19 protein-coding genes are annotated in these 22916 nt (G+C 65.4%); 10 read left to right on the top strand and 9 right to left on the bottom strand.

What is annotated here, in order from left to right; genetic code table 11:
• The first annotated feature begins 84 nt into the window (after positions 1-84).
• Positions 85-684, top strand: a complete 600-nt coding sequence (locus ACEN8U_RS01980) for a LysE family translocator (RefSeq protein WP_310111239.1) — start codon at positions 85-87, stop codon at positions 682-684.
• 21 nt (positions 685-705) lie between these two features.
• Here the strand turns inward: ACEN8U_RS01980 and ACEN8U_RS01975 are convergent, their stop codons facing one another.
• The 7 genes from ACEN8U_RS01975 to ACEN8U_RS01945 all read right to left on the bottom strand — a co-directional run bounded on the left by ACEN8U_RS01975 (position 706) and on the right by ACEN8U_RS01945 (position 8910).
• Positions 706-1929 (bottom strand): winged helix-turn-helix domain-containing protein, encoded by a 1224-nt coding sequence (locus ACEN8U_RS01975; RefSeq protein WP_310111242.1) that lies wholly within the window; start codon positions 1927-1929, stop codon positions 706-708.
• A 209-nt stretch (positions 1930-2138) separates the two neighbouring features.
• Positions 2139-2423 carry a hypothetical protein gene (locus ACEN8U_RS01970; protein ID WP_310111245.1) on the bottom strand — a complete coding sequence of 95 codons (285 nt, stop codon included), beginning with the start codon at positions 2421-2423 and terminating at the stop codon, positions 2139-2141.
• A gap of 218 nt (positions 2424-2641) precedes the next feature.
• Entirely contained in the window at positions 2642-4363 is a 1722-nt protein-coding gene (locus ACEN8U_RS01965) for an FAD-dependent oxidoreductase (RefSeq protein ID WP_310111248.1), read from the bottom strand.
• A gap of 84 nt (positions 4364-4447) precedes the next feature.
• Entirely contained in the window at positions 4448-5440 is a 993-nt protein-coding gene (locus ACEN8U_RS01960) for a DedA family protein/thiosulfate sulfurtransferase GlpE (RefSeq protein ID WP_310111249.1), read from the bottom strand.
• A gap of 316 nt (positions 5441-5756) precedes the next feature.
• A complete protein-coding gene (locus ACEN8U_RS01955; protein ID WP_013342140.1) occupies positions 5757-6008 on the bottom strand; it encodes a hypothetical protein in 252 nt (83 codons plus the stop codon).
• Between the two features lie 343 nt (positions 6009-6351).
• Positions 6352-6957 (bottom strand): DinB family protein, encoded by a 606-nt coding sequence (locus ACEN8U_RS01950; protein ID WP_310111250.1) that lies wholly within the window; start codon positions 6955-6957, stop codon positions 6352-6354.
• Between the two features lie 228 nt (positions 6958-7185).
• On the bottom strand, positions 7186-8910 hold the full coding sequence (locus ACEN8U_RS01945) for a methyl-accepting chemotaxis protein (protein ID WP_310111252.1): 1725 nt from the start codon (positions 8908-8910) through the stop codon (positions 7186-7188).
• 291 nt (positions 8911-9201) lie between these two features.
• Between ACEN8U_RS01945 and ACEN8U_RS01940 the strand changes: the two genes are divergently transcribed.
• Entirely contained in the window at positions 9202-12735 is a 3534-nt protein-coding gene (locus ACEN8U_RS01940; RefSeq protein WP_310111254.1) for a response regulator, read from the top strand.
• A gap of 72 nt (positions 12736-12807) precedes the next feature.
• Here the strand turns inward: ACEN8U_RS01940 and ACEN8U_RS01935 are convergent, their stop codons facing one another.
• A complete protein-coding gene (locus ACEN8U_RS01935; protein WP_310111256.1) occupies positions 12808-13209 on the bottom strand; it encodes a RidA family protein in 402 nt (133 codons plus the stop codon).
• Between the two features lie 105 nt (positions 13210-13314).
• Positions 13315-14715: a GntP family permease gene (locus ACEN8U_RS01930; protein ID WP_310111258.1), complete on the bottom strand. Its 1401-nt coding sequence runs from the start codon at positions 14713-14715 to the stop codon at positions 13315-13317.
• A 329-nt stretch (positions 14716-15044) separates the two neighbouring features.
• Here ACEN8U_RS01930 and ACEN8U_RS01925 point away from each other — a divergent pair, with 329 nt between their 5' ends.
• The 8 genes from ACEN8U_RS01925 (at position 15045) to ACEN8U_RS01890 (ending at position 22893) form a co-directional block, all read left to right on the top strand.
• Positions 15045-16517 (top strand): sigma-54 interaction domain-containing protein, encoded by a 1473-nt coding sequence (locus ACEN8U_RS01925; RefSeq protein WP_310111261.1) that lies wholly within the window; start codon positions 15045-15047, stop codon positions 16515-16517.
• A 112-nt stretch (positions 16518-16629) separates the two neighbouring features.
• Entirely contained in the window at positions 16630-16890 is a 261-nt protein-coding gene (locus ACEN8U_RS01920; protein ID WP_014972685.1) for a hypothetical protein, read from the top strand.
• A gap of 449 nt (positions 16891-17339) precedes the next feature.
• The gene (locus ACEN8U_RS01915) at positions 17340-17543 is read left to right on the top strand and encodes a hypothetical protein (protein ID WP_013591309.1); all 204 of its coding nucleotides are present in this window, start codon (positions 17340-17342) and stop codon (positions 17541-17543) included.
• 70 nt (positions 17544-17613) lie between these two features.
• Entirely contained in the window at positions 17614-18810 is a 1197-nt protein-coding gene (locus ACEN8U_RS01910; protein WP_310111263.1) for a serine hydrolase domain-containing protein, read from the top strand.
• Between the two features lie 125 nt (positions 18811-18935).
• Positions 18936-19226, top strand: a complete 291-nt coding sequence (locus tag ACEN8U_RS01905; RefSeq protein WP_013591311.1) for an H-NS family nucleoid-associated regulatory protein — start codon at positions 18936-18938, stop codon at positions 19224-19226.
• A gap of 617 nt (positions 19227-19843) precedes the next feature.
• Positions 19844-20368, top strand: coding sequence for a formaldehyde-activating enzyme (gene fae, locus ACEN8U_RS01900; RefSeq protein ID WP_310111264.1), 525 nt, complete (start codon positions 19844-19846; stop codon positions 20366-20368).
• A 51-nt stretch (positions 20369-20419) separates the two neighbouring features.
• Complete coding sequence (locus tag ACEN8U_RS01895; RefSeq protein WP_310111266.1) at positions 20420-21457, top strand: aldo/keto reductase; 1038 nt, start codon at positions 20420-20422, stop codon at positions 21455-21457.
• A complete protein-coding gene (locus tag ACEN8U_RS01890; RefSeq protein ID WP_310111269.1) occupies positions 21454-22893 on the top strand; it encodes an NAD-dependent succinate-semialdehyde dehydrogenase in 1440 nt (479 codons plus the stop codon). The genes ACEN8U_RS01895 and ACEN8U_RS01890 overlap by 4 nt, the downstream gene beginning before the upstream one ends.
• The last annotated feature ends 23 nt before the right edge of the window (positions 22894-22916 follow it).

Here is a 22916-nt window from a genome sequence, read left to right as displayed (position 1 = left end):
TTGCGCTTCGTCATTGCGGCGAGGCGCCGCGTGCCGGCATCTATGATAAAAAGGGCGCACTGTTTCCCACCTTCCGCCTTTTCCATGTTCTCTGCGTCCGCTGTCGCGCTGTTGGCCGTCGGCATTGTCGTCGTGCTGATCACGCCGGGGCCCACCAATACGTTGCTGGCGTCAGCCGGGCTGCGCCAGGGGTTGCGGCGCTCGCTGCCGCTCGTTGCCGCCGAACTCGCCGGTTATCTCGTCGCGATTTCCGTCTGGGGACGTTTTCTCGTGCAAGCCGCGCACGCGCTGCCGTGGCTGCCGGCGTTGTTGCGCGTGGCGGCGGGCGTGTACATTGCGTGGCTCGCCGTCGACATGTGGCGCGCGGCGGTCGCGCTTCCGGACTCCGCGCAGAACGCGAGCGGCATGGGCAGCCTGTTCGTCGCAACCTTGCTCAATCCGAAAGCGCTGCTGTTCGCGGGAACGATTTTCCCCGCCGACGCTTTCGCGCATTGGCCGTCGTATCTGCTGGCCATGCTGATATTCGCGTGCCTGCTCGCGCCGATCGCGCTGGCGTGGATCGCGTTCGGCGCGGCGCTCGGCAGCGGCAGGCTCGGCTGGCTCGATCCGGCGAAACTGCAGCGCGGCGCGTCGGTTGTGCTCGGCGTGTTTTCGCTTTCGCTGGCATGGTCGGCGTTGCATTGATTGCACGCGCGGCCGGCGCGGCTAGGTTTCGACGTTCTCGCCTGCGCTGAGCGCCTCCAGCCATTCCGGCGCCGCCGACGCGATCTGCAGGTGCGGCGTGCCATGCCAATCGGCGCACCGTTGCAGCGCGCGCCGCAAATCGCCGGCGAGTCGCGCGCTCGCGCGCACGCCCGCTTCCATGTGCACGGATTTCAATTCGAACACGCCCTGCGCGCGGTGCGCCTTGGCATCGACGCGGCCGACCAGCCGTCCACGGCTCAGCAGCGGCAGCACGAAGTAGCCGTATTTGCGCTTCGCGGCCGGCGTATAGCATTCGATCGCGTAGTCGAAGTCGAACAGCGCCGCCGCGCGCTTGCGATCCCACACGACCGGGTCGAACGGCGAGAGCACTGTCGTCACCGTCGACGCGAGCTTGCCGCTCACGGCGTCATCGAGCAGCGGCGCGAACTCGCGATGCACGAACGTGTCCTGTTTCCAGCCGGGCACCTGCACGGCAATCAGTTCGCCCTGATCGGCCAGCGCGTGAAGTTCGTCGCGATACGGACGGCGCGGCAGGCGGTAGTAGTCCGCCACCCAGTCGGCGCGGGCGACGCCGAGCGCCCGGCAGGTGCGGCGCAGCAGTTCGCCCTCGACAACCTCTGGCGGCGGCAGGTCGCGAGCGTCGTTCCAGTGCGGCAGCACGCGTTCGGTAACGTCGTAGACGCGCTGAAAATTGCGCCGCTCGGCCACCATGAGTTGCCCGATGGCGAACAGCACTTCCAGATGACGCTTCTCCGGCTTCCAGTCCCACCAGCCGTTGCCTTTGCCCGACTCGCGAGCGAAATCCGCCGAGCGCACCGGCCCCGTCGCGCGAATGTGCTCGAGCAGCTTGTCGATGTCTTTGCGGTGCTTGTGGTGCCAGTCGGCTGCGTATTTCCAGCCCATGCCGCTCGGATCCAGCATGCGATGGCGCAGCAGACCGTAGTCTTCAATCGGCACGAAGCAGGCTTCGTGCGCCCAGTATTCGAACAGCTTGCCCTCGGCGAGATGCTCGTCGAGCCACTGCGGCAAATAGGCGCCGAGCCGGCTGAAGAGCACGAGATAAGGGCTGCGCGCGACCACGTGAATCGTGTCGATCTGCAATTGCGCCATGCGGCGGATGGCGTCGAGCACGTCGGCTTTGGTGGCTTTGCGGCGCGGCGGCGACAACAACCCTTGTGCGGCCAGATGGATGGTGCGGGCGGCGGAAAGCGGAAGGGTCTTCACGCGGACGTCGTTCAGTAAGTGACTGCGATGAGGCGGGGAGGAAGCTTGCCCGAATCAGCAGACGACACTGTAGCGTGAATGCGGCGTAGCGGTGGTTGCCGAGCACAAAGCGCGGCAGGACCGAAGCGTGGGGATACCCAAGCGCGCAAGCGCCGAACGCCGAATCGCCAAAAGACGGTGATACAACGGCCGCGTGCCGCGCCAAAAACCTACCAGCCACGCCCGTGATGCTTGTCCCACCCGCGATGCCGCCCATGATCGTGATGCCAACGGCGGTCCCGATAATAGTCGTCGCGGTAGCCGTAACCGTAGACCGGCTGGGGCGCATAGACGACGGGCGGCGGCGCGTACATCACGGGCGGCGCGGCGTAGACCGGGCCTGGCGTGCCGACGAACACGCCAACGTCGACGCGAGCGAAAGCGGCAGTCGATGCGCAGGCGGCGGCAAGTCCGAAGGCGGCGAAGGCGACGAAGGCGACGGCGCGTTTGTGCATGCTTTTCTCCTGTGTCCCAGCAAGGCGATGACTCTTTCGACCGTGAGCAGTCACTGTCGAATAGCTGACGTTCATCTTACGAGACAGAAAGAAAGGCAGGTGCAACGAGTTGAAGGTGTGTGTAACAGGGGATTACTTCAGGCGGATACGGCGCGGCGGCAGGGCATTGCGACGGCCCGCCGCCGCGTGAGGGCAGCGGGCCATGCACCAGCTTGATGTCAGGCGACGGAGGCCACCGCTTCGTCGGCGGATACGGCCAGGAACTGGTGGATTTGCGCGACCACGGCCGCGCCTTCGCCGACCGCCGCCGCTACGCGCTTGGTCGAGCCCGCGCGCGCGTCGCCGATTGCGTACACGCCTTTCACGGTGGTCGCGAGGTCGCAGGCCGACGCGCCGTGCGCCAGCGCGCCCGTCAGCACGAAGCCCTTGTCGTCGAGCTCGACGCCGCAGGTGCGCAGCCAGTCCGTATTCGGATCGGCGCCGGTGAAGAGGAACAGATGCCGCGCGTCGATCTGCTGGGTGCCGTCGGGCAAAGGCTTTTTCAGCGCGACGCCCGCGAGCCCGCTGTCGTCCGCGACAAGCCGGCCGATCTCTGAATTCGGGTGCACGACGACGTTCGGCAGCGAGCGGATCCGGTCGATCAGATAGCGCGACATCGTGGCCTCGAAGCCGCTGCGCCGGATCAGCACGTGGACCTTCGCCGCGTGCGTCGCCAGATAGACGATGGCCTGGCCCGCCGAATTGCCGCCGCCCACCAGCACGACTTCCTGGCGCTTGCACAGCTTCGCTTCCACAGGCGACGCCCAGTAGTACACGCCCCGTCCGTCGTAGCGGTCGAGCCCTTCGAGCGCGGGGCGCCGGTACACCGCGCCGCTTGCAATGACGATGGTGCGCGCCGTGATATGGCCGCCGCATTTCAGTTCGAGACGGTACGGCGCCTCGCCACAATGCAGCGCCTTCACATTGACGGGAATCGCGACGTGCGCGCCGAATTTCTGCGCCTGCACGAACGCGCGCCCGGCCAGTGCCTGGCCGGAGATGCCGGTGGGGAAGCCGAGATAGTTTTCGATCCGCGAGCTCGCGCCGGCCTGGCCGCCCGGCGCGCGGCTGTCGAGCACGATTACCGAAAGCCCTTCCGACGCCGCATACACGGCCGTGGCGAGCCCGGCCGGTCCCGCGCCCACAATCGCGACGTCATACACCATGGAGTCGTTGAGATCGGGCAGCAGGCCCAGTGCGGTGGCCAGTTCCGGCATGCTCGGGTGACGCAGCACAGAGCCGTCCGGGCAGATGACGAGCGGCATATCCCCGTCTTGCGCGCCGAATTGCTCGACGAGGCGCAACGCGTCCTCGTCGCATTCGTCGATCGTGGAGTGCGGATGACCGTTGCGCGACAGGAAGCCTTGCAGCATGACGAGTCGCGCGTCGGTACTGCTGCCGATCAAGATCGGCCCGCCCGCGCCCTTTTCGATCAGCGAGACGCGCCGCAAAATCAGCGCGCGCATGATGCGCTCGCCCAGTTCGGCTTCGGCCACGAGCAGCGCGCGCAGCTTTTCCGGCGGAATCAGCAAGGCCTCGACATGGCTGAGCGCCATGCCGTTGACGAGCGCGTGGCGCCCCGACAGTTGACCGACCTCGGCGAGAAAATGCCCCGGCCCATGTTCGCCGATCAACACTTCGCGTCCGATGCCGTCGCGCTGATAGATCTTCACGCGTCCTTCGAGCAGCACAAACATGCCCGGACCCGTGTGGCCCGTCTCGAACAGCAGTTCGCCGGCTTGCCATTTGCCCACTTCGCCGAACTTGCGCACGCGCTCGATCTCCGCCGGCGTAAGCGCGGGGAACATCTGGTGCATGCGGGTCGACAGATTGGAAAACGGCGCGTCGGCGACGACGGCCTCGGGCTGTGGCTGCACTTCAGGTTCTGCAATGGAAAGCATGGAACCGCTCCTTCGATGTTCATTGATTGACGGAACGAAGGCGCGACCGCGCACGGCCGGCAGTGCGAGACAGACGCCGCGGCGTCAAACCGCTTTGGGCGCGACGTGCTCGACCGCGGCCTCGGGCGGCGGCATGCCGGGCAGGGCCTCGACGGGCCAACCGGAGTCGCGCCAGGCTTCCATGCCGCCGCGCAGGGGCAGCACGTCGTCAAAGCCTGCTTCGTTCAACTGCTTGGCCATCCAGGCGGCCGAAATTTCATTGGGACAGGAACAATAGATCACCACTTTCTGATTGCGCGGATAGGTGGCGACGATCTGGTCCAACTGCCGCTCGTCGGCGAATTGCGAGCCGGGAATGACGAACGGATCGAGCTTGCGTTTCTCGTGCGAGCGGATGTCGAACAGCACGGGTGTGTTGCCGGCCGAGACCAGCGCGGCCAGTTCGTCGACTTCCATGCGCGCGGACGCGAGCTTGTTGATCAACTGACGACGGCGAATCCACCGGTACGCCGCATACAGCAGCAACAGCGCAATGGCGACGAGACCGGCCGTGCGCCCCAACCGCCCGGCGGCCGCGAACACCATGTCGATCTGGTGCGCGAACAATGCGCCGACGATGAGCCCGGTGCCCGACCACAACGCGGCGCCGATGCCGTCGTAAGTGAGAAACGTGCGATAGCGCGTGCCCATGGCGCCGGCCATTGGAATCGACACAATGGACAAGCCCGGGACGAATTTGGCGACGGCCAGCACGCGCACGCCCCAGCGCCCGAAGAACCGCTCCGTCTTCTTCACGCACGTGTCGCGCGACAGCGACAGGCGGCAGATGGTTTTGAGCGTATTGCCGCCGTACACGCGGCCGGCCAGATACCACGCGCTGTCGCCGATCAGCGTGGCGAAAATCGACAGCACGAGCACCGGCAGCAACTGCGTGCCGACGGAGCCCGGATGCATGGCGGCCATCGCCCCGAACAACACGAGCGACGGCATGGCCGGCACGGGCAGGCCGATGGAGGCGGCGAGCACGTTGGCAAAGATAAGCGCCGGGCCGTATTGCTCGACGAGGTCATGTAGCATCGACTTACATCCGCGGCCTTTTCAGGCACGGCGCGCAGTGGGAAAGCAAAGGAGAATGGAGCGATTATGGACCATTTTCAAGGCCTGCAAAGCCCTTGAAACACAACGGTTATTCGGGGTTGCAGGCACTAGCGCCGCTCGCAAATCCAAAACCCGGCGCGGCCCGAACTGAAAGAAAAACGATTGAAGCTCGCGCGCTTAAAGAAGGTGGCGCGCGAAGAGGAAAGAAGCGGCGCGCCGCGAGCACGGCGCCTGACGAGCCGCCGGACTCGCCGCCGAATTCAACGCGTTTGCGCTCACACGCCGCACGGTGCAGTTATTGACGGTGATTGTGCTGCTCGCCCGGCAGTTCGGCGCCGTGCGCGCGAATCGCCGCAATCAGCTCGGCAGGCGTGATTTCGTAGCGCACTTCCCGATGTATGCCCGGCTTGCGCTCGTCGACTTCGATCAGAAGGATGCCTTTGCCGTCTTCTGTCGACTCGAGGCGCAGCGTGCGCAGTTCGCGCCCGGTTGCGTCGTCGTATTCGGTGAGCAGGGCCATTGACCCGGAAGACCCGGTAGTGCGCATCGAAGTTGTCCTTGTTCCGTTGTTGATCGAATCATTGTACGGGCAGCATGGCGCGCCGTCTGTCGCGCAATATTGACGTTTGAGCGATTCTCCGACGCCGCGACCACGTCCCTTGGTGACAATGAGTTTAACGCGACTCGTCGCGCGGACGACTGCATTTTTCCTGCCCCGTGGCGGTGCACGCGTTCTTCAGGGCTGTCACGCGCGTGACGCGAGCTGCGGTTACGCGCAGCGACGAAGCGCGTGCCTGTTGATCGGCAAAAACGCCTGGCGCGAGGAGCCCATGCAGCGCGCATGGCAACGCATTCCGCCATGAGAAGATGCCGTGCGCGCCGAGATTTTGCTACAGCGGTCCGCCGCGGTGTGCTTCGCGCATCCGCTGCAATTCCCGCATCTCCGGGGCGCGCAGCGGCGCATCGCCGTCCAGAAAAAATTCGTCCAGTTGCGGCGGCGCGATTGTGGTGCCGCTCAACATCGCGTGAACCTGCCCGCGATGGTGGATCTGATGCACGAACAGATGCGGCAGCACCTTGCCGACGCTTTCGCGATGCACGCCGACTGAAGGACCGCGGTCGATTGCCACTTCGCGCTGCAGATCGCCGGGTGTCAGTGATTCGCAGAAGCTGAGCAGCGCGTGGTCACTGGCCGCCTGCGCTTCCCACAGCGGCTCGGCGCGCGGATAAGGGAGTTCGTCGTCGAAAATCGTGAGGCCCAGGCCGCCGCCGACGAGCGCGTCGAAGTAATAGCGGTCCACCAGCAAGATGTGATTTAACGTGAGTTGCAACGACGGGAAGAAGCTCACCCTGTGCGCAGCGAACGCCTCGTCGCTCAAGCTCAGACAGGCGCGATACAGCCGGAGGTTCGACCAGGCGTTGTTGCGCGCCATCGCGGTGAAATGCGAACACAAAGAATCGCGCGGCGCGGCGCCTTGCGAGTCGGAAGAAATCATGTCTGCCTCCGCATGCTGACGAGTCTGATGGATGAGCATGAGTTTGTGCGCATAAACCGCCGCGTCGGCACAGCTTAAACCGCGCGCAAAAAAAACGGCCCGTCCGCGTGGACGGGCCGCTAAACGCCGTTGTTACTTGGGTCAGACTGCCCTACATCCATTGGGCACTGACGCTTGCATCGTGCGGCGCCAATACCTGGCTGTCGAGGTGGGAGTAATGCCGATCTATCAGATCAATGCGGCCTCGTCTTGTGCGGCATCGTGAGCTTCGCGCGGAACGTGCCGCACCGCACTTGCCGGCTTCGCGTGGTGCGCCGCATCGACTGAAGCGCGGCGGCGTGCCTGCGCCGCCGTGTGCGACGCAGACACCGAGCCAGCACGAGGCGCAGCGCCGGCGTCATCCACCGTGAAAAGACGCACGGCCTCGCTCAGCACGTCGGCTTGCGCGGCAAGACGCTGCGCCGTGACGGCGGCCTGCTCGACGAGCGCGGCGTTCTGCTGGGTCGCGCCGTCCAGGTGCGAAACCGCCTGGTTCACCTGGCGAATGCCTTCGGCTTGCTCGCTGCTCGCGTTCGCGACTTGCACGATGATCGACGACACGCGTTCGACCGCTTCGTCGATGGCGCGCATTTGCGACGTCGTGCGCGCGACCAGTTCGGTGCCCGCTGCCACCTCTGCCGCGCTTGCCTCGACCACCGTCTTGATTTCCTTCGACGACGCCGCGCAACGTTGCGCGAGCATCCTCACTTCGCTCGCGACCACCGCGAACGAGCGGCCCGCCTCGCCGGCGCGTGCGGCTTCGACGGCAGCATTCAGCGCCAGAATGTTGGTCTGGAAGGCGATGCCGTCGATCACGCCCGTAATGTCGGCAATGCGCCGCGAGGCGGCCGTGATGCCGGCCATCGTCTGTTCAACCTGGCCTGCGATCTTGCCGCCCTCGGCGGCAGCGGCTTGCGCGTCTTTCGCGAGATCCAGCGCGCGCACGCTGGCGTCCGCATTCGCTTGCACGGTGGTGGTCAGTTCCTCCATCGTGGCGGCGGTTTCCTCGAGCGAGGCCGCTTGCAACTCCGTGCGACGCGCGAGGTCCACGTTGCCGCTCGAAATTTCGCGCGCGTTGTCGAGCATGCCGTGGATCTGCTCGCGCACGTCGAAGACGATCGCAGCCAGATTCGCCTTCAACTGATTCAGTGCCTGCAAGACGTCGCCGAGATCGTCGTGACGCGCGATCTGCAGATCGACCGTCAGATCGCCGGCGGCGAGGCGGGTAGCGAAGCCGCGCATGTCGCGCACGGGCGCGCCGACGTGCCGCGCAAGCAGGCTCCATGAAACCAGACTGACGGCGCTTGCCACGGCGAACGCGATCCAGAACGGCGCAGGCGGCGCGCCCTGCCATGACGCCAGGCCGGCCGCGGCGAGCGCGAGCGGCGTCAGTGCATAGCCGGTCGCCGCGCGCGTCGCGACGGGCAGGCGCGTCAGCGCTTGCAGACGCCCACGCAGCCCCGTGCGCACGACGACCCCGCGCAGCAACCTGACGCCGCGTGCTTCGCCCGCGCGCATGCGGGCGTACAAGGCTTCCGCGGCGCGCACCGCGTCGCGCGTGGGCTTCACGCGTACGCTCAGATAGCCGACCACGGTGCCTTTCTTGACCACCGGCGTGACATTCGCATGAACCCAGTAGTGGTCGCCATTTTTGCGGCGATTCTTGACGAGCGCGGTCCACGGACGCCCATCGCGGATCGTGGTCCACATGTCGGCGAAGGCTTCGCGCGGCATGTCCGGATGGCGGATGAGATTGTGCGGCTGGCCGATGAGCTCTTCGTGCGTATAGCCCGACACGGCGACAAAGGCCGGATTGCAATACTCGATACGGCCGGTGAGATCGGTCGCCGAAACAAGCATTTGCGACGAGGGGAATTCGTACTCGTGCCCGGTGACAGGCTGGTTGTTGCGCATGACTTTCCTTGCTGTGCTCACGCCGCGCCGTGCGCGGTCTGACGTCGTTGCAAGGAATAACGGCATTAGCCCTGATGTCTTGAGGGTTTCCCCACTCATCCGCTCAGGTTTGCCGGTGCGAGTGCCGTTAAAGCAGGGTTCGGGTGCAGCGAGAAAACGGTCGATTTAAAGGTGCCGGATGCGTCGCGCGCGACCTTCAAAACGTCTACACTGCGCCGGTGTAGGCCAGCAGACGGGGTTCGCCGGAAATCGCAGCGGTCTGCCTGCGGGAACCGCACCATACTTGAGCCGATGCAGAAAATCCTTGATCGTACTCAAGAGTCACTCGCTCAGGCGTTTGCCTCGCTCGCCAACCATGCGCAGCGCCAGCGGCGGGTTTACCTCGCGACAATCGGCTCGCTGATGCTGATGGTGGTCGTCTTTGCGCTGGTACTCGCCGCGGTCGCGGCGCTCAAGCAGCTCGAATACCGCCGCACGTTCGCGTCGCAGAATGGCACTGACCTCTCGCTGCTGCTGCATCGGGAGGAGTCGTTCCTGCGGCGCGCCGAATTGACGCTCGACTATTACGACAGCGCAACCGACGTGCGGCGCGCGCCGGAAGCGGTGGAGCGGTCCATTGCGCAAACCGGCGCGGCACGCGGCAACGTGGAGCGGGTGGACGCGGCGTTCGACATCGTCGTTGGGCAGGCAACGCGCACCGCATGGGGCGCAGAATCCGCCGACAAGCTGGGGCGGCTCTACGAAGCGGCACAATCGACGCTGGTGACGCAGCAGGCCTTTGAACTTGCGCAGCGCGCCACGCTCATCGGGCTTCACGAGGATTACGCCGTGATCGTGCCTTCGCTGGCGGGCGCGGATACGGATGCGCACGCCGAGGCGCCGCCGACAGCCCCGGCAGGGCTTCAGGAGGCGGTCATCGGCACGCTGCGTGAGACGATCGAGCGCGAACTGCAACTGCAAACCGGCAAGCGCGTGCCGCCCAAAGGCGAGCGCGTGTGGGTCGGGCCGTACCGCGATCCGCTGCGCAATGCGCCGGTGATTTCCGCGGTGAGCGCGTATTACGAAGGCGACACGCCGGTCACGCTGATCAGCGCGAGCATTCCGCTTGACGTCCTCGCGGCGCGCATTGCGCCGCCGGGCGGCGCGGGCGCGACGCTGCTGATGGCGCCCGACCGCCGCATTCTGGCGTCGTCCGCCGCGCTCGACGCGCAAACCGGCGCCATGCTGCAACAGACGGTGGCCGCGACCGCGCCCCACGTCTTCCACTTCGGGCGGCAAGGCGCGATCTTCCACGAGTCGTTGATGCCTGGCTTCGGCTCGCTCGTCGGCTATGTGCCGTGGAGTGCGCTCGCGCTGGCGATGGGCTGGCAGCTCGGCGTAATCGGCGGCCTTGCGTTGCTGGTGCTGCTGGCGATCGCGCTCACCGCGCGCTGCTTCGGTCTGCGGCTGTTGCGCAATGCTTTCGCCGAGACGTCGCGCGCGTTGGAAAGCGAGACGCTCAATCACATTCTGGTGAGCGCGACGCCGGTGGGACTGTGCATCGTCAGGCAAAGCGACCATTCGATATTGATGGCGAACGCGCTCGCCACCGAACTGCTGCATAGCGAGCCGGGCACGAGCCGCCTGCCGCAGCATATTGCCGCCGCGTTGCTCGCCGAGGCGCCGAAGCAGTCATCGGCTGCCGCTTTTGCGCGGGTGGCGGCTTTTGTCGCGCCAGCCGTGCCGGTGCCGCCTGCGCAGCTTGGGAACCCTGGGCACCCCACACCGGCAGGACTCTCGCAACCGCAGGCATCTGCCGGCTCGAACGAAGCCGACGCCGCGCAAGTCCAGTTTCTGCAGTTCACCTACGCGCCTGCCCGTTACGCCGGCGAAGACGTGCTGTTTTGCGCGATCCTCGACGTGACCGCGCAACACGCGCTCGAACAGGAGTTGCGGCACGCGCAGCAGACGTCGGAAGCGACGATGCGTGCGCGCACGAATTTCTTCGCCGCCATGAGCCACGAAATCCGCACGCCGTTGAACGCGCTGCTCGGCAATCTGGAACTGTTCGCGCGCACGCCCGGCCTCGAAGCGCATGCGCAGCGGCTTGCGAGCCTGAACGTGGCGGGCGATGCGCTGCGCCGCGTCGTCAACGATATTCTCGATTTTTCCAAGATCGATGCCGGCGAAATGCTGCTCGTGCGTGCACCGTTTGCGCTGCTTGATGCGTTCGAGAACATTGCGCTTTCGTATGCGTCGATGGCGGGCGACCGGCCCGTCCGTTTCTATTCGCTGCTTTCGCCGACGCTCGAACGGACCGTTATCGGCGACAGAATGCGCGTCGCGCAGGTGATCAACAATCTGTTGAGCAACGCGTTCAAGTTCACGTCGAGCGGCAAGATCACGCTGCAGGCAGAGCTCGTCGACAATGCGCAAGGCGAGCCGGTTCTGCATTGCCGCGTCTGCGATTCGGGGCCGGGAATGAGCGACGAACTGATCGCGCGGCTATTCAAGCCGTTCGCGCAGGGCGAGGCGGGCGCATCGCGCGGCGCCGGCAGCACGGGACTCGGGCTCGTGATTTGCGCGCGCCTGTGCGCACTGATGGGCGGCACGATTTCCGCGGAAAGCGTGGTCGGCGTGGGCAGCGTGTTCAATGTATCGATTCCGCTCGCCGCAACCGCGGAGGAAAAACCCGCGCCCAAAGCGGCTGAACGCGGGCCGCTGCTCGCGCTTTTTCACGATCGGCAGGTTGTCGATCTGCTCGGCCGCTGGCTCGAACATTTCGGCTTGCACGCACACGTGGTGTCGACGCTGGCCGACGCGCAGGCGTGGCTGCGCACCCACCGCCCGAAGGCGTTGATCGTCTCCGGCGCCTACGATCTGGACACGATTGCCGGCTTGCGTGCGTTGCAGCCGGTGAACGCCGTGTGGATCACGCAAGGTGGCCCCGAGCGGCCGCAGGCGCGCGGCGAGGGCGTGCTGGAAGTGACGGAATTCAGCGGGACGGCGGTGCGCGCGGCCATCGAACTGGCCGCCGACGGCGCGCCCGTCGCGGGCGCGGCGTTCGCGACATCGGACAAGGCGTCCGGCGCAACGGCTCCGCTCGCGGTGCATCCCGCGTTGCGAGGTCTCAGGGTTCTGGTCGCCGAGGACAATCCGCTGATTCAGAGCCTGATCGCCGAACAGTTGGCCACGCTCGGGTGCGTGCCGGCCATCGCGGCCGATGGCGAGCAGGCGCTCGGCCTCTTCGAGACCACTTCATTCGACGTCGTGCTCACCGATATCCATATGCCTGCGATGGACGGCTATGCGCTGCTCGCCGCGCTGCGCAAGCTGGACCCGCAACTGCCGGTGCTCGCGTTCAGCGCGGTGGCCGAGGATCAGGAAGCGCAAAGCTGGCGCGAGCGCGGCTTCAGCGGCCACGTGTCGAAGCCTGCCTCGTTGAGCGAACTGGAGGCTGCATTGGCCGCGGTGGCGCCTGCGCCGGAAGACCGCGCAGCGCCGGTGGCCGAGCCCGCAGCCGCGTCCGCCGCACCGCGAAACACCCTCGCCGCCGACGACAAAGCCCGCTACACGGCCATGCTCAAGGAGCATCTGAAAAACGATTTGCCGCGGCTTCTTGCCATTGTCGACGAAGAAGACCGGCAGGCGCTCGCCGGCTGGGCGCATAGCGCGAGCGGCGCGTTTGTGATCGTGAAGGAGCCGAGGTTCGTCGACGCATGCAGGCAGTTGCAGCGGCTGTGCAACGACAGCGCAAGCTGGACCACCGAAATGGACGAGCGCGCCGTGTCGCTGCACGAAGCCTTGTGCGACCACTATGGCGTCGACGAAGAATCGGCGCGTTGAGCCGCGAATTCAACCCGCGCCTCACGTTGCGCGTTCAACGTGCGCCGTCAACCCGCGCGGCGGCGTTGCGGCTCAGCCCGGCCGGCGTGCGACGAAGTCGATTTCCACCAGCGCGTCACGAGCCAAGGCAGTGACGCCGATGCAGGTGCGCGCGGGCAGCGCGTCGGCGGGAAAGTACGCGCGATACGTCTCGTTCATTGCCGCGTAGTCGCGCTTGAACTCGGTGAGGAAAATGCGCACGGCGACCACGTGTTGCAGGCCGAGATCGAGGCCCTTCAGCACCAGCACGAGGTTGTCCATGACGCGCCGGGTTTGCGCGACCACGCCTTCGGGAAGCGGCGCGGCGTCGTCAGTGGGAGAGGTGGGCATCTGGCCCGTGAGGAACACCCAGCCGTCGGCTTCGGCGGCGTGGCTAAACGGGCCGACCGGCGTCGGGGCGCCGGGGATCATCCAGAAAGCGGGGGTGGGGCTCATGGAGATTGCATCTCACGGCTGAGAGTGTCGGGCTGACACGATAACCGATCAAAAGTCGCGATGCCGGCGAGCTGGCCGGCATCCTCTCCCGAAGCAATCCGGCGCTTACACGAGCCCCGTCGTGTAATAGACGGCGATCACGAAGAACACCGCCAGCGTCTTGATGACGGTCACCGCAAAAATGTCGCGATACGACTGACGGTGCGTCAATCCGGTCACGGCCAGCAGCGTGATCACCGCGCCGTTGTGCGGCAGCGTGTCCATGCCGCCGCTTGCCATGGCGACCACGCGGTGCAGCACTTCCATCGGAATATGCGCGGCCTCGGCACCCTTGATGAACACGTCCGACATGGCCGCGAGCGCGATGCTCATGCCGCCTGAGGCCGAGCCGGTAATGCCCGCCAGCGAACTGACCGACACCGCCGCGTTGACGAGCGGATTCGGGATGCTCTTCAGCGCGTCGCTGACCACGAGAAAGCCCGGCAACGCCGCGATGACGCCGCCGAAGCCATATTCCGACGCCGTGTTCAGCGACGCCAGCAGCGCGCCCGCCACGGCGGCCTTGGTGCCGATCGCAAAGCGCTCGCGCACGCGGCCGAAGGCCGTCAGCACGACCATGACGATGCCGAGGAGCAGCGCGCCCTCGACAGCCCAGATGGCCACCACGGTCTTGATCGTGGTGGTGAGCGGCGCGTGAACGCCCGGCAGAATGTCCGGCGCGACGGTGTACGAAGCGCCGTAGGCGGTCGGAATCCAGCGCGTCAGCACGAAGTTCGCGACGCCCACGAGGACCAGCGGCGCAATGGCGAGCAACGGATGCGGCAGTTGCTTCGACTCGACGCGCTCCGGCTCGTTGACGAGTTCCGTGCCATAGCCTTCGCCGGCTGCCATCGCGGAGCGGCGGCGCCATTCGAGATAGCTGAGACCCACCACGATGATGAACAGCGAGCCCGTCACGCCGAGCGCGGGCGCGGCCCACGAGGTCGTCTTGAAGAACGTGGTCGGGATGATGTTCTGGATTTGCGGCGTGCCAGGCAGCGAATCCATGGTGAACGAGAACGCGCCGAGGGCGATGGCGCCGGGCATCAGGCGCTTCGGGATATTGCTCTGGCGATACAGTTCGGCGGCAAACGGATACACCGCGAACACCACCACGAACAGGGAGACGCCGCCGTAGGTGAGCAGCGCGCACACGGCGACGATCACGGCATTCGCGCGCGACCGGCCAATGTAGCGGATCGCGGCGGCCACGATCGACTCGGAGAAGCCGGACAGTTCGATGACCTTACCGAACACGGCGCCGAGCAGAAACACCGGGAAATACAGTTTGACGAAGCCGACCATCTTCTCCATGAAGATGCCGGTGAACACGGGCGCGACGGCGGCCGGATCGACCAGCAGGACGGCGGCGAGCGCGGCGATCGGCGCGAACAGAATGACGCTGTAGCCGCGGTACGCGGCGAACATCAGAAACGCCAGCGCGGCAAGGACGATGACAAAGGACATTGAGTCTCCAGAAGCTTGGTTTGTTCTACGTGTGCGCCGTCTCCTCGTAGCGACGGCATGGCGCCCGCGAACGCAGGTTCCATGCCATGCGGCTCGCAACGGCTGCCGCGCCGACGCGGCGGGCTTACGTCGCGAAAACCGGGAGACGCGGCGCCGCCGATTGTACCCAAACGTCTCAGAACGGGGATGCGAATTGCGCCACGTGTGGCCGATGGCGGCGCCGAAGCCTTGATGCAGTGGGCTTGCCGCGAATCTCTCTATTGAGATAAGCTTGTCTCAGGATAGAGACAGAGCGGCCAATAAAACGATAGCCCGGAGACAGCGACAACATGATGAACGACTGGGCGGGCCTTCCCGCCACCTACGGCGACGTCCTGCGCCGCGCGATGGATTCCCTGTTTCGCACGTTCGAAAACTTCAGCGAAGGCACGTTTATCGTCGACGCCGAAGCGCGCGTTGTGTGGATCAACAAGCGTTACGCGGCGCGCTTCGGTTTTGCCGACCCGGAGCAGGCCATCGGCCGCGATTGCGAAGCGGTGATTCCAAACAGCCTGATGCGCGAAGTCGTCAAAACGGGCAAGCCTATCCTGCTCGATATCCTGGAAACGGACCGCGAGCCGCTCGTCGTCACGCGTCTGCCGCTGAAGGACGACGCCGGTGAGACCGTCGGCGCCGTCGGCTTCGCGCTGTTCGACGAGCTCAAGGCGCTGACGCCGCTGTTTTCGCACTACTCGCGCGTGCAGGAAGAATTGATCGCGACGCGTCAGTCGCTTGCGCAGGCGCGTCGGGCCAAATACACGTTCGGCAGTTTTGTCGGCACCAGCACGGCAAGCCTCGAGGTGAAGCGCCAGGCTCGCCGCGCGGCCCAACTGGAGTCGCCGGTGCTGCTGCTCGGTGAAACGGGCACGGGCAAGGAACTGCTCGCGCACGCGATCCACGGCGGCTCGGCGCGCGCGAACCAGCCGCTCGTGACGGTGAACGTGGCGGCGATTCCGGACACGCTGCTCGAAGTCGAGTTCTTCGGCGCGGCGCCGGGCGCCTACACGGGCGCGGACCGCAAGGGGCGGGTCGGCAAGTTCGAGCTGGCGAACGGCGGCACGCTGTTCCTCGACGAGATCGGCGACATGCCGTTGCCTTTGCAGGGCAAGCTGCTGCGCGTGTTGCAGGACAAGGAGTTCGAGCCGCTCGGCTCGAACCGGATCGTGCGCGCGGACGTGCGGATCATCGCGGCCACCTCGGCCGATTTGCCGGCGCTCGTCGCGGCCGGACGTTTCCGCGCGGACCTGTTTTATCGCCTGAACGTGCTGACGATCCAGGCTCCGCCGCTGCGCGAGCGCGCTTCCGACATCGAGGCGCTCGCCTACGCCATGCTGGAGGATCTGTCGAGCCAGGCGCGCGGCGGCAGCCACTACGAATTGCAGGACGACGCTTTGCGGCTGCTCTGCTCCTACGGCTGGCCAGGCAATGTGCGCGAGTTGCGCAATACGCTGGAGCGCGCCGTCATGCTTTCCGACAGCGAGCGGATCGACGCGCGGACGCTCGCGCCGTTTATCGGTGCGGGGCAGAGCGGCGCGCCGGGCGCCGGCTTGCCGCCGCCGGACGGCAACGCGCAGGTCGCTGCCGAAAACGGCCAGGCGGCACAGCCGTCGTCGTGGAGCGACGCGATGGCGGCTTTCGAGAAGCGCTTTCTGAGCGAGGCCCTGCGCGCGAACGGCGGGCGCGTGATCGAGACCGCCGCGCAAATCGGCATGGGTCGCGCCACGCTCTACAAGAAGATCGCAGCGCACGGCATCGAAGTTTGAAACAAGCGTTCGTGCGGCTGCGGCCGCGGCGGCGCTTGCGTCGGATCACGCAGCGTCATAGTCGCGTGGCACAATCGCGTGATCTAAAAACAAGACGTGATCGGGGTTTCACATGAACCGGAGCTTCTCTTTCCTGGCGCGCGGTACCGGCGCGATGCTGGCACTTGCCGCCGGCGCGGCATTGGGCGGCTGCAGCAGCAGCGCGCCGCTCTTTCTGTCGGACGGCCGTCCGACCACGCTGGTGGAATGCCCGGCGGGTTCCGACTCGTGCACGCAGCAGGCCGCCGCGAGCTGCGGCGGCGGGTTCGACACCGTCCGCCGGTCCACGAGCAACGGCACCCTCAGCCTGATCTACGCCTGCCGGGCTAAATAACGCATTCCACGCGCCGCGCCTTCCGCGCGCGGCCGATATACACCCCCGTCTCGCTGATTCCGCGGAAAACCGTTTCGACAAGTGCGCCAGCGTCATAAATGGATGCTTCTAATGCGGCTGGTCGCACGGAGCGTGTAATGCACTCCGCATATCAAATTCGAGTTACCGCGTTTTATTCCGGACGGATCGACATCGATAAAAAGTCGCTGTATTTTTTCGCACTGGAGTGAAGTCGGTGCGCCAGGTAACGGAACGTCAAATCCCGCGGCAGTATTCTATTTTCACAGGTTCGCTAGCGCATGCGACCAGCAGCTTTTGCCGATGACGAGGCCGGTCGGCAAAAGCGAGGAAGAAGTTGCCGACACAAAAAACGATGCGTTGAGAGCGGCACATAGTGTGCTTTTCCGTTGCGTTTCGAATTAAGTCAACGAGTATTCCGGGGAAAAAGAATGAATCACCACCAGCTCGAAAAAGACATCCAGCATCTCGAACACGTCATTTCACACATTTCCGCTGAAGACCGAATCCCGCTGTCGTATTGGCGTAACCGCATCGATTCGGTTTCCGACGCCGTCCGCATGCCGACACAGGTCAATCGCATCAAACGTCTGAACGCCGCGCTCGCGGCGCTGGAAGAGCGGCAAAAAGATTGACTGCCGTCGCGGTCGCGGCTTAGCCTCGTCGTCTTCCCTCGACTACACCACGCCGGGACACACCATCGACATGCAAGCAGGATTTTCAGCGGCCCGGCTCGCGGCCTTGACGAGGACTTTGCAGGACTACGTCGAGCGCGGCGAGGTGGCGGGCGTCGTCGCGCTCGCGTGGCGGCGTGGCGCAACCGGCTACTTCGAGGCGCTCGGCCTGCGCGACGACGCTGCTCACTTGCCGATGGAGCGCGAAACGCTGTTTCGCATTGCGTCGATGACAAAACCGGTGACGAGCGCCGCCATTCTCATGCTCGTGGAAGAAGACCGGCTCGCGCTCGATACGCCGATCGCGCAGTGGCTGCCGGAGCTCGCCGCGCCGCGCGTGTTGCGCGATCCGGGCGGTCCGCTCGACGAGACGGATCCGGTGCGCACACCGCTGACCGTGCTCGACCTGCTGACGCATCGAGCCGGCTTCGCGTATCACTTCACCGCGATGGGGCCGCTCGCGCAGGCGTACGCGGCCGCGTTCAACGGCTTCGACGCGCGCGGCGACGTGAACGCGTGGCTCGCGCGCATCGCCGAATTGCCGTTGATGTTTCAGCCCGGCTCGCGCTGGCACTACGGCATCGCAACCGACGTGCTCGGCGCACTCATCACGCGAGTGAGCGGCATGTCGCTCGGCGACTTTTTCCGCACGCGGATTTTCGAGCCGCTCGACATGCGCGACACCGCGTTCTGGGTGCCGGAGCCGCAGCTGCCGCGGCTCGCCACCGCTTATGGTGTCGATGCCGACACGCGGCGGCGCGTGGTCGAGGATCACGCGTCGGCGAGCCGTTGGGCGAATCCGGCGCGCTTCCAGAGCGGCGGCGGCGGGCTCGTCTCCACCGCAGAGGACTATCTGCAGTTCGCGCAGTTGCTGTTGCGCCGCGGACGCGTAGGCGACACACGCTTACTCTCGCATCGTTCCGTCGATCTGATGCGCTCGAACTTCCTGACGCGCGACCAGCGCCGCCTGCCGGCTTTTGGTCACGTGATGTGGGCGGGCCAAGGGTTCGGCCTCGGCCTGTCTATCGTCGACGATCCGGCGCAGCAACTGCCGCAAGGTTATCGGTCGATGGGCTCGTTCGGCTGGCCCGGCGCTTTCGGCACGAGCTGGTTCGCCGATCCGGTGGAAGATCTGATCGGACTCATGCTGATCCAGCGCCGCTCCATTGAGCCGTTTCCCATGGCAGTCGACTTCGAACGCCGCGTGTACGATGCCGTCGACGATTGAATGCGCGCGCCTCGTGTGTTCCGCCGCCCCTTCAAACAACGCGCGGTGACGGGCGCTCTATCCGACGTTTTATTCGTCTGGTAGCGTTCGCACTTCGGTTCGCCACAATCACTGGAGCATCCGTCATGGCCTCATACAAGCAGTTGACTGCGCAGCTCGAGAAGCTTCACAAGGAGGTCGCGGCGGCTCGCGAAAAGGAAATCGCGCAAGCGATCGCCGACATCAGGCAAAAAATTGCCGAATACGATCTCACCGCGGAGGAACTCGGCTTCGCGAAAACTCGCCCGGCGGTGCGCAAAGGCGCAGCGGTCGCCAAGTATCGCAACCCGAAAACCGGCGAAACGTGGAGCGGCCGCGGCCGTTCGCCCGCGTGGCTCGCCGGCAAGAACCGCGAACGTTTTCTCATCGATGCCTGATGCGCGGCGGCGGCGCGCCTTTTTGCGCGTATCGCTTTGACGGGCATCTCTCAAGTGATGCAGCAGCGCGTTTTTTTCGCACCGCTGCGCAGGTCCCGAAAAGGCTCACCTTTGGATTCGATTCGCGCTGCCCGTGATTGATCCTGACGGACAACGCACACGCTGAGCTTTGTTTCGGTGAGCCTGGCTTCGTCGCGGCGCGCACCCGCCGCACGGTGAGCCCGGGTCACGACTCACGGCTCACCCATGCCGTGCCACCCCGCGCCAGCCTTGGCTGGCGGGCATTCCCAGGCTGTACGAAGCATCGCGAGAAGCGCCCCCGCGCTGAATTAATCGCGCCACGAGCGAAGCCGGCAGCGGACCGACGCAGCGCGTCGGTGCAACAAGCATCTCGCGGATGCTCACCTTTCGCTCTCCTGCACACCTCGCCGCGGCAAGTCCCGAAAACACTCACCTTTGCGTGCGTCGCGGCCAGCGACAAAGCGCGCCTCTTACTCGACCACTCCGGGGAAATCCGGAGTTGAGTTCGCCTCATACCCCGGATCAAAACTCATCGATACATGGTCGCGGACGTCGAACGCCACAATTGGTCATCCACTTAACTCGACGGAAAGACCATGAGCGTATCGGCGGACAAACAACTTTTTATCGGCGAAGGATTCGAGGGCCCGGGCGTGAATCTCGCCCATATCAACGTGCTGGTCGGCCCGCGCAACGGGCCCGCGGGCCAGGCTTTTGCGACGGCGCTCGCGACACCCTCGGCGGGACACGCGCCGTTCGTCGTGATCGCGCGCCCTGGCGTGCCCACCAAGCCGCTGACGCTCTACGTGAACAAGGCGCAAATCGGCAGCGAGTTCCACGGCAACGCGACATGGGGCGCATCGCAAGCCGGCATCGCGAAGGCGGTGGCCGAGTCGCTGGAGAACGGCACGTTGCCGCCCGAGGCGGAGAACGATTGGGTGGTGGTGTCGGCGAACTGGGTCAATCCCGCGACTGACGACCTCGACGCCGTCTTCGAAAACAACTACCGCGCGTGCAGAAACGCCATTCTCGCGGCGATGAAAGGCCTGCCGCATCGCGACGAAGTCTTCGCGGCCGCGCGCGACGTCTCGAATCCCTTCTACACACCGAAACAACGCTGATAGCGGCACCGCTCGCACGCAGCCGCATCCATCTGTAAGGAGACAGGTTTCATGGAATACGTTCGCCTCGGCCAATCCGGCCTGAAGGTTTCGCGCTTGTGCCTCGGCACCATGAACATGGGCACGCCGCAATGGAAGCCCTGGATTTTCGACGAAGCGCGCAGCGAGCCGATTGTTCGCCACGCGCTCGAAGCCGGCGTCAATTTCATCGACCTCGCCGATTTCTATTCGACGGGTGTCGGCGAAGAAGTGGTGGGGCGCATCCTGAAGCGCCTCGCGCGCCGCGAGGAAATCGTAGTGACCACAAAAGTCGGCTACGACATGGGCGCCTATCAGAACGCGGGCGGCCATTCGCGCAAGCACATCATGGACGGCATCGACGGGTCGCTCACGCGCCTCGGCATGGATTACGTCGACATCTACATGCTGCATTTCTTCGACGTGAACACGCCGGTCGAAGAAACCATGGCCGCGCTGAACGACATTGTGCGCGCGGGCAAGGCGCGCTACATCGGCGTCTCGACCATGTACACGTGGCAGTTCGCAAAGATCATGCAGGCCTGCGAGCGCAACGGCTGGCACAAGCCGATCAACATGCAGCTGCAGTTGAACCTGGCCTATCGCGAGGAAGAGCGCGAAATGATTCCGTACTGCGAGGATCAGGGCGTCGGCGTCTCGGTGTTCAGTCCGCTCGCGCGCGGGCTCCTGACAAGCGACGCCCACTCGACGCGCAATCAGACCGACTTCTTCACCGCGCAAATGTACGGCGACGGCGTGTCGCGCGAGATTGCGGCGTCGGTGGCGCGCGTGGCCGCGCGGCGCGGCGTGTCGCCCGCGCAGATTGCACAGGCGTGGGTGCTCGCGCATAAAGGCGTGGCCAGCATGCTGGTCGGGGCGGACACGCCCGCGCAATTCGACAGCGCCGTGGCCGCGCTTAGCACCGCGCTTTCCGACGACGAACTGTTCGAGCTCGAACGCAACTACACGCCGTGCGACCTGATCAACGATTATACCGCCGGCAAGCGCATTGCGCGCGAGCCGCGGCCGGCACAAGGCGCGTTCGCCGGCCAACTGGAGGAAGCCGCATGAACCCGTTCTTGCGGACCGGACATTACATCGGCGGCGAGTGGCACGACGGCGCGAGCACGTACCCGGTGCTCAATCCGGCGACAGGCGAAGTGATCGCGCGAGTCGCAAAAGGCGGCGCGGCCGAGGCGACGCAAGCCATTGCCGCGGCAGAGCGCGCGTTTCCCGCCTGGCGCTCGTTGACCGCGAAGGAGCGCGGCGCGCGCGTCAGACGTTGGGGCGAGTTGATGCTCGAGCATCGCGACGCACTGGCCGAACTGTTGACGCGCGAGCAGGGCAAGCCGCTCGCCGAGGCGCGCGGCGAAGTCGGCTACGCAGCGAGCTTCTTCGAATGGTTCGCGGAAGAAGCGAAGCGCGCGTATGGCGACGTGATTCCAAGCCCGAATCCGAACGCAAAGATCATCGTGACGCGCGAACCCGGCGGCGTGGTCGCGGCCATCACGCCGTGGAATTTCCCACTCGCCATGATCACGCGCAAGGCCGGCCCCGCGCTCGCGGCCGGCTGCACGATGGTGCTCAAGCCTTCGGAAGAGACGCCGTTGTCGGCGTTCGCGCTCGCCGTGCTGGCGGAGAAGGCGGGCATTCCACCGGGCGTGTTCAACATCGTTTCCGGCGATGCGGCCGCGATAGGCGGCGCGCTGACCGAGTCGAACGTGGTGCGTAAGCTCTCGTTCACCGGCTCGACGCGCGTCGGCAAATTACTTGCGAAGCAGTCGGCGGATACGTTGAAAAAGCTCTCGCTCGAGTTGGGCGGCAATGCGCCGTTCATCGTTTTCGACGACGCCGACCTCGACGCCGCCGTGCAAGGCGCGATGGCGTCGAAGTTTCGCAACACCGGACAGACCTGCGTCTGCGTGAATCGCTTTTACGTGCAGGACGGCATTTACGACGCGTTCACGCAGGCGCTCGCCCAGGCCGCGCGCAAGATGCGCGTGGGCAACGCGCTGCAGGGCGATGTGGAACAAGGGCCGCTCATCAATCCGGCCGCGTTGGCGAAGGTGCAAGCGCATGTCGCGGACGCGTTGCAGAAGGGCGCCCGGGCGCTGACCGGCGCCAGGCCGCATGCGCTAGGCGGCACCTTTTATGAACCGACGGTTCTCGTCGATGCAAAGAGTTCGATGCTGATCGCGCAGGAGGAAACCTTCGGGCCGGTCGCTGCGTGCTTTCGCTTTACCACTGAAGAGGAGGCCGTGGCCGCCGCAAACGCAACGCCGTTCGGGCTCTCCGCGTACTTCTACACGCGGGACCTGGCGCGCGCGTGGCGCGTCGGCGAAGCGCTTGAAAGCGGCATGGTGGGCATCAACGAAGGGATTCTGTCCACCGAAGTCGCGCCGTTCGGCGGCGTCAAGCAATCGGGCTTGGGTCGCGAAGGCTCGAAGTATGGACTCGATGAGTACACCGAACTGAAATACATGCTGATGGGCGGTTTGGGGCGTTGAGCGTCAGGCAGCGGGCGGCAATG

This window comes from Paraburkholderia phenoliruptrix, assembly GCF_047325075.1.
GTDB lineage: Bacteria > Pseudomonadota > Gammaproteobacteria > Burkholderiales > Burkholderiaceae > Paraburkholderia > Paraburkholderia phenoliruptrix.
The sequence above is the reverse complement of the archived record's forward strand: the minus strand, read 5'-3'. Positions and strand labels throughout refer to the sequence as shown.

Bases quoted from the DNA above. Each gene is read 5' to 3' on its own strand.
- ACEN8U_RS01980 (WP_310111239.1), top strand. From the start codon at position 85: ATGTTCTCTGCGTCCGCTGTCGCGCTGTTGGCCGTCGGCATTGTCGTC.
- ACEN8U_RS01970 (WP_310111245.1), bottom strand. From the start codon at position 2,423: ATGCACAAACGCGCCGTCGCCTTCGTCGCCTTCGCCGCCTTCGGACTT.
- ACEN8U_RS01965 (WP_310111248.1), bottom strand. From the start codon at position 4,363: ATGCTTTCCATTGCAGAACCTGAAGTGCAGCCACAGCCCGAGGCCGTC.
- ACEN8U_RS01960 (WP_310111249.1), bottom strand. From the start codon at position 5,440: ATGCTACATGACCTCGTCGAGCAATACGGCCCGGCGCTTATCTTTGCC.
- ACEN8U_RS01955 (WP_013342140.1), bottom strand. From the start codon at position 6,008: ATGCGCACTACCGGGTCTTCCGGGTCAATGGCCCTGCTCACCGAATAC.
- ACEN8U_RS01950 (WP_310111250.1), bottom strand. From the start codon at position 6,957: ATGATTTCTTCCGACTCGCAAGGCGCCGCGCCGCGCGATTCTTTGTGT.
- ACEN8U_RS01945 (WP_310111252.1), bottom strand. From the start codon at position 8,910: ATGCGCAACAACCAGCCTGTCACCGGGCACGAGTACGAATTCCCCTCG.
- ACEN8U_RS01940 (WP_310111254.1), top strand. From the start codon at position 9,202: ATGCAGAAAATCCTTGATCGTACTCAAGAGTCACTCGCTCAGGCGTTT.
- ACEN8U_RS01935 (WP_310111256.1), bottom strand. From the start codon at position 13,209: ATGAGCCCCACCCCCGCTTTCTGGATGATCCCCGGCGCCCCGACGCCG.
- ACEN8U_RS01930 (WP_310111258.1), bottom strand. From the start codon at position 14,715: ATGTCCTTTGTCATCGTCCTTGCCGCGCTGGCGTTTCTGATGTTCGCC.
- ACEN8U_RS01925 (WP_310111261.1), top strand. From the start codon at position 15,045: ATGATGAACGACTGGGCGGGCCTTCCCGCCACCTACGGCGACGTCCTG.
- ACEN8U_RS01920 (WP_014972685.1), top strand. From the start codon at position 16,630: ATGAACCGGAGCTTCTCTTTCCTGGCGCGCGGTACCGGCGCGATGCTG.
- ACEN8U_RS01915 (WP_013591309.1), top strand. From the start codon at position 17,340: ATGAATCACCACCAGCTCGAAAAAGACATCCAGCATCTCGAACACGTC.
- ACEN8U_RS01910 (WP_310111263.1), top strand. From the start codon at position 17,614: ATGCAAGCAGGATTTTCAGCGGCCCGGCTCGCGGCCTTGACGAGGACT.
- ACEN8U_RS01905 (WP_013591311.1), top strand. From the start codon at position 18,936: ATGGCCTCATACAAGCAGTTGACTGCGCAGCTCGAGAAGCTTCACAAG.
- fae (WP_310111264.1), top strand. From the start codon at position 19,844: ATGAGCGTATCGGCGGACAAACAACTTTTTATCGGCGAAGGATTCGAG.
- ACEN8U_RS01895 (WP_310111266.1), top strand. From the start codon at position 20,420: ATGGAATACGTTCGCCTCGGCCAATCCGGCCTGAAGGTTTCGCGCTTG.
- ACEN8U_RS01890 (WP_310111269.1), top strand. From the start codon at position 21,454: ATGAACCCGTTCTTGCGGACCGGACATTACATCGGCGGCGAGTGGCAC.